The following is a 6,130-nucleotide window of genomic DNA, read 5'->3' on the forward strand; positions in this document are numbered from 1 at the left end:
CATGACTTCATGCTACTATTCAATAAAATAATGAGGTTTGCCTATGAGCGCTTGTTCACATGAACATCATAACGCCTTGCACGGTGTGCATGATCACCTGAATGTTACTGCACGTCTAGCCGAAGCAGAAAGTCTTTGTGCTGCGACAGGCGCACGTTTGACACCCTTGCGTAAAGAAGTTCTGGCCTTAATTCTCAATGCTTCTGGTCCAATGGGTGCTTATGATTTATTGGCGAAAATTAAGAGTGCGTCCGATCGTCCTGCAGCGCCTCCTACCGTTTATCGGACGCTTGACTTTTTATTGGAAAAAGGGCTGATTCATCGCCTGACCTCAATCAATGCTTATATTCCCTGTTGTCATCCACGTGAAGGACATCAAGCTGCATTTTTAATTTGTAATGAGTGCCATGTGGTCAAGGAGGCTTCTTCAGAAGGGTTATTACAACAGCTTCATCAATTGGCAGATTCAGATCATTTTAACGCCCAACACACCATTATTGAGATTTCTGGAAAATGCCAACAGTGCAGCAAGCTGTCACACTAATGCCAGAACTGATTCGGCTGGATCAAGTATCTGTACATCGGGATGATCGGGATATTCTCAAAAATGTTGACTTTTCATTGCATAAAAATGAAATCGTCACGCTGATTGGCCCCAATGGTGCAGGTAAATCTACGCTGATTAAGGTTTTGCTGGGTATTGTTCACCCCTCACGTGGGAAAGTTATTACAACTAAAAAAAATAAAATGGCCTATGTGCCGCAGAAGTTTAATCCGTCTCACAGCTTACCATTACGAGTAAAAGATTTACTTGATCTGGAAAAATGTGAAGCTGAATTACGCAATGAGATTGTTCGTGATACAGGCATCGCCAAATTACAAGATGCCAAAGTGCAACAACTCTCAGGGGGTGAAAAACAGCGGGTGCTTCTAGCACGTGCATTATTGCGTCAACCTGACATTCTGGTTCTGGATGAACCCATGCAAGGACTGGATATTCAATCAGAAGCTGAACTCTATGAATATGTCCGCAGCTTACCAGAACGCTATGGCTGTGCTGTATTAATGGTTTCCCATGACCTTCAATGGGTCATGCAAGGAACTCAACGTGTAGTTTGTCTGAATAAACATATTTGCTGTAGTGGTTTACCTGAAAGTGTTCAGCAACATCCAGAATATTTAGCAATTTTTGGCGGCCAGCGTGTTCCATATCAACATCATCACGATCATTGTGCACATGGCGATCATGTTGAATCCTGCACCCATATCAATCATCCTCACATCCACCCTGAACCGGAAGCTTAAACAATGCTGGAATGGTTACAACTTCTACTTCCTGCCTGGACAATGGGGAGTCTGCTGGTTTTTTTAACAGCTCCCTTGGGCTGTTTGATGCTTTGGCGACGCATGTCTTTTTTTGCCGATACCATGGCACATGGAACTTTGCTTGGTGTCGCTGTAGCAGGTATTTTGCAGCTCCCGCTTTGGCTAGGGGTGGCAATGCTCGCATTATTATTGGTGGGGATCTTATGGGTATTACACGACCCTCGTCTACCAAATGATGCATTACTGGCACTTTGCTCGGCAACATTACTATGTTCAGGGTTATTACTCATCCAACAGGTTCCAAGTTTACGCCCTGAATTATTAAGCTATCTATTTGGTGACTTACTTGCTATTGGCTGGGAAGATTTACCTATTTTTATCGTGATTATTGGCTTAGCTTTGACAGTCCTATATCGTTTTTGGCAAGCACAAATCCAGATCGCCATTGATCCAGATATTGCCATGAGTGAAGGCGTTAATGCTAAATGGCAACGTTTAATCTTTATGCTACTGCTCGCATTGTTTACCGTTTTAGCATTACGTGCAGTAGGCTCATTATTAATGGGCGCGTTATTGGTCATCCCAGCCTTAACTGCCCGACTTTTAGCCAACTCTCCAAAGCAGATGGTGATTTGGGCATTTATCTGTGCTCAGATCGGAGTTACCATTGGACTATGGTCAAGCGCGGTGATTAATATTTCAACCGGTCTAAGTATTGTGTTGTGCATGGCTTTATTGTTTGCTGTAATTTTTATTGTTCAAAAAATAAAGACGATCCAGAATCAGGCAATCAACTCTTAAATATTTTGATGCAGGGCGCTGAGTAATAAGGCAGCTACACCAAACATCACCGCAAAACTACGATTTAAATATTTTTGCTGCTTTGGTGAACGAAGCAAGCTCAGAACTCTGGCAGCTAGCCCTGTATAACCCGCCATGACAATTAAGTCGATACTTACCATAGTGGCAGCCATAATCAGATATTGCAGCCATTGAGGTCGATTCAGATCTAGAAATTGTGGCAAAACTGCAAGTAAAAACACGATGGCTTTAGGATTACTCATATTCACTACAAAACCATTAAGCATTAGTATTCTGCGCGATTTATATACAGTGTCCTGTTTAATTTCGATATTCTGTACAGGAGCAATCCACTGTTTATAAGCAAGATATAATAAATAAATCACCCCGAACCATTTCACCAATAGAAATGCCCAAGGTGTCGTGGCAAAAAGGACACCAACACCTGCTGCAACGATCAGAATTTGTAAGACCAATGCAAGTTGCAAACCGAATGCGTTCCAATAACCATGTCTAAAGCCATAATTTAAGCCACTGGACATTGAAGCAATAGCACCTGCACCAGGAGATATACTAATGGCCCAACAAGCGAGCATAAAGCCGAGCCAAATTTGAAAGGACATAGATGAAAGCTGCTAAAAATAATGTGAATGGTATAGTTTTCAAGGTTAAAACTCTAGGTAAGTTAGTACCTTGAAATGATTATTTGCAATAGAGATAATTTAGAAATACTAGACATCGAGTAACGAACTCTTAAGTATATAAAGCTCTGCTCTAAAAGTTGCTAATCTAAGTTTTTTAAAAAAAATCTCAAAGATCTAATTACTCTTTGAAATTTTACAGTTAAGAATTTTAATTTGATCTTGTTGCTTTTAAAATACCTACTGACTCACACCCCAATGTTAAAGAAATACATTTTAGATTAATATTAAAAACCGCTTTAAATGGGGAAACTTTCCCATCCTTATAAGCTTCAACATTTGCAAGATACGTATACTGTCCTTTCTTAGCATCATACGTGACCTGATCACCCATGAGTAGATCTGTTTTCTCATCACCATCTTCGCTGTCAGAGAGTATTACGGGTATTTCGGTAAAATTATTATTTTTTATATTATATAAAAAAGCAGAGACCCTATTTCTTTTGAAAGGAACTTTAACATAATTAACAGTACTTAACTCTCTTGTTCTAAAAGCTAGAATATTTTTATCATGGTACAGTAAAGCTAAGTCAACATTAGCCTTCAAAGGCACTGCCGTCCTTAAAACATTATATACATCCTTGCCATTTAAGACTTGGATACCATATTTTTTTAACGTATAGTTAATATTTTTTTTTTATTAATATCACCAAAATCTCTCAACATAATCTTCAAATTAGGATTAATGGCAGAATATTTATTATATGTGCCTATATACTCTATAGGTGAGTTAACTTGAGTAGCATCTTGTAAATAATCATCCCAAAGGGAGCTTTCTTTGGCATTGCAAATATTAAAAGAAACACTATAAGCAATTATCATTGCTAGTAATTTTATAGATTTCATAATAACCTCAAAATCAATATGGTAAATTTGCATTTATAAATGGTATAGGATCAATCCTCCCATCCAACCCAACTCCTAATGCAGGAGCGCTCCTAGCTTCAAAATGAAGGTGAGCGCCATTAGGAATTGTTGTCATTCTCTTTGCATTGCCTGTTGCACCAGTCTTTCCTATTATATCTCCAGTCTCTACTACAGGATCTTCCAAATTCACATTAATATCTGACAAATGAGCGTAAAAAAAGTAGATATACTGTTTTTTTGTAAGCTTGCTTTGAGCATATTTTTTTTGTTTTTCCGCTAAATCATTGATATCAACTTTTAAGACAATCACTTTACCATACGCGCCACCAGAATCTTGAGCAACAACAATTACTCCACCACATACAGCGTATATTTTTGTGCCGGGATTAGCCTGTAAATCAACACCCTGATGATTTTTGGTTCCATTATTTCTCACTTTACCAAATGTAGCTCCTTTCGCATTTGCTAATCCTGCTGTTCTTAATTTACATTGTAGTAAAGGATCATGCCATCCCTCATCCCCTCCAACAGTTTTCTCATCACTTTGAACTTGAGGTTTATTACTCTCACTCTTTGGTACCGATTGTTGAGTATTAGTAGTTTGTGAATTTACTTTTTGCTCTTTAGGAATAGGTGTTGGTATTGACTGTCCTTTTAATAACTTAATAGTTTCTTCCATGCTTAAGTTTATTTTAGAGGTTTTACTCATATCGACAACATAGTTATAAATGTCAATATGCCCATCAATATAATTTCTTAGCCACGCTCCATAAGCCGCTTTTGCATCTCCTTTATACCTTTTTAAGAATTCTTCAGCCTGTTTAGCACCTTTTTTACCAAATTGAATAAACAATAGTTTCTTAGCCCGTTCGGGGCTTAAAGTATTTAAGACGAAATTCTTTCCTCCTGAAGCTCCTTCATGGTGTAACAAATAAGCAAACTTTGCCATTGAGCTTGGCTCAGTTAAATTCTGATAAGGAAGACCAGAAGATTTAAAATTACTAACAGCATACGCAGCAGCAGCATCAATTGCCATTTCTGCATTGAACCTCAAATTTAATTTTTGCTCTTTAGTTAATTTTGGATTATTTTTTACATATTGCCCAACTAATGAACTCCTGTCATTGCACATAGCAAGCCATGTTCCATCTAAGAATTGAGTTAATCCTGCAGCAGAACTAGAATTCGCTTTACTATTGACATTCCACTCCCCTGTTTTTTTTATTTTTGCCGCTTCAGCATCAATAACAGCTGCTAATGAATGGGCGGTAAAACCATGTCGCTTAGCAGCGCTCACAATATAAGCTCTATATTTATTATTAACTGGCTTTAATAAAAAATTATCTTCTGTAAATTGTACAGCAATTATATGTGTACTATTACCAGCATCAGTGCGTTTCTGCTCCTGTCTTTCTTCAGGTAATTGATTTTTTTCTTTAGATGGTAGTCTTTGCGGCTGATGAGGTTTTTTTGTACTCGATAGACTTTCAAGCACGGAAGAGACTCCATCAACTATCGGCTTACCCACCCTTTTCAAATTATTTTTAATTTCAGATACAGTCTCGTTAAGTAATCCTTCTTTTACATAATGTGATCCTTCGACTTTAATTTTTCTTGAAGTTAATTTTAAGACTTTTCGACCCAATGGAAGTGTTTTATGGTCAGCAATTAAATCAAAACTGCCATCTATATTTTTGAAGAATACTTTTAATCCCATAGAATGGTCTTCTATTCCTATATCATCAAATATACCATTAGTTGTATTCTTTATGATTTTCTTGCCATCAAAATCCAATTGGATTATAGCTTTTAAGATTGGTTTAAAAGAAAGATCCATTAAAACTATTTTTAATTGGGTTTCATATTTACGATTGCTATTAGACTCTTCTTTTAAGTGAATTTTCTGCCCTATTCTCAAGCTATGAATCATTCTGCCTGATAATGAGTTAATTCTCGCAAGCTCTTTGACTGTGATACGATTTTTTTTTGAGATTCCCCAAAGAGTATCACCAGATTTAACTATATAAACATTCGACATATAGACTTACCTATTGTTCCAAATCTTTTTTTTCAGCTTGCAAACCATGCTCACCAATTTCGAATTCATCGTCATTTTCTTCTTCGTATTTATCCTCATCCTCAAAGATACTTGACCATTCATCAAAACCAATCAATGCTTCGTATCGTTTTGATTTTTCTTGCACTGATAAACTGCTTTTCCCTGTTGAATTCGTTAACCCTTCCCAAATAATTTCTTTGTTATCTGGCTCATATATCTGTATTTTTGCATTTTCTATCCCCGTACCTGCTAAACTTGAGAATAAGAAATCAACAGCATATGGCCCTATTTTTGGTAATTCAGGAACCTCATATGAAACTTTAGTCCCACTCTCAAACACACTCTGCCCACTCTTTACCTTGAAGTAGCCACCTGT

At 37.4% G+C, this 6,130-nt stretch carries 5 protein-coding genes and 2 pseudogenes; 3 read left to right on the forward strand and 4 right to left on the reverse strand.

Annotated elements, in window-relative coordinates; translation table 11 throughout:
- The first annotated feature begins 43 nt into the window (after positions 1-43).
- Genes IAE20_RS16235 through znuB form a run of 3 tightly spaced genes read left to right on the forward strand, consistent with a single transcriptional unit; the run spans position 44 to position 2,127 of the window.
- A complete protein-coding gene (locus IAE20_RS16235; RefSeq protein ID WP_200461891.1) occupies positions 44-544 on the forward strand; it encodes a transcriptional repressor in 501 nt (166 codons plus the stop codon).
- Positions 514-1,305 (forward strand): metal ABC transporter ATP-binding protein, encoded by a 792-nt coding sequence (gene znuC, locus IAE20_RS16240; RefSeq protein WP_200461892.1) that lies wholly within the window; start codon positions 514-516, stop codon positions 1,303-1,305. Before IAE20_RS16235 ends, znuC begins: the two co-directional genes overlap by 31 nt.
- 3 nt (positions 1,306-1,308) lie before the next feature.
- A complete protein-coding gene (gene znuB, locus IAE20_RS16245; RefSeq protein ID WP_200482879.1) occupies positions 1,309-2,127 on the forward strand; it encodes a metal ABC transporter permease in 819 nt (272 codons plus the stop codon).
- On the opposite strand, the gene IAE20_RS16250 is transcribed toward znuB, so the two are convergent.
- The 4 genes and pseudogenes from IAE20_RS16250 to IAE20_RS16270 form a co-directional block, all read right to left on the reverse strand.
- Complete coding sequence (locus IAE20_RS16250; RefSeq protein ID WP_200482878.1) at positions 2,124-2,750, reverse strand: LysE family transporter; 627 nt, start codon at positions 2,748-2,750, stop codon at positions 2,124-2,126. The two genes, znuB and IAE20_RS16250, sit on opposite strands and share 4 nt — an antisense overlap.
- A gap of 229 nt (positions 2,751-2,979) precedes the next feature.
- Positions 2,980-3,674 (reverse strand): annotated as a pseudogene (locus IAE20_RS16835) (hypothetical protein).
- 13 nt (positions 3,675-3,687) lie between these two features.
- A complete protein-coding gene (locus IAE20_RS16265; protein ID WP_200482875.1) occupies positions 3,688-5,733 on the reverse strand; it encodes a peptidoglycan DD-metalloendopeptidase family protein in 2,046 nt (681 codons plus the stop codon).
- 10 nt (positions 5,734-5,743) lie between these two features.
- Positions 5,744-6,130 (reverse strand): annotated as a pseudogene (locus tag IAE20_RS16270) (type VI secretion system tip protein VgrG); the annotation flags it as partial.

The organism is Acinetobacter sp. S54 (assembly GCF_016624945.1).
Classification (GTDB): Bacteria; Pseudomonadota; Gammaproteobacteria; order Pseudomonadales; family Moraxellaceae; genus Acinetobacter.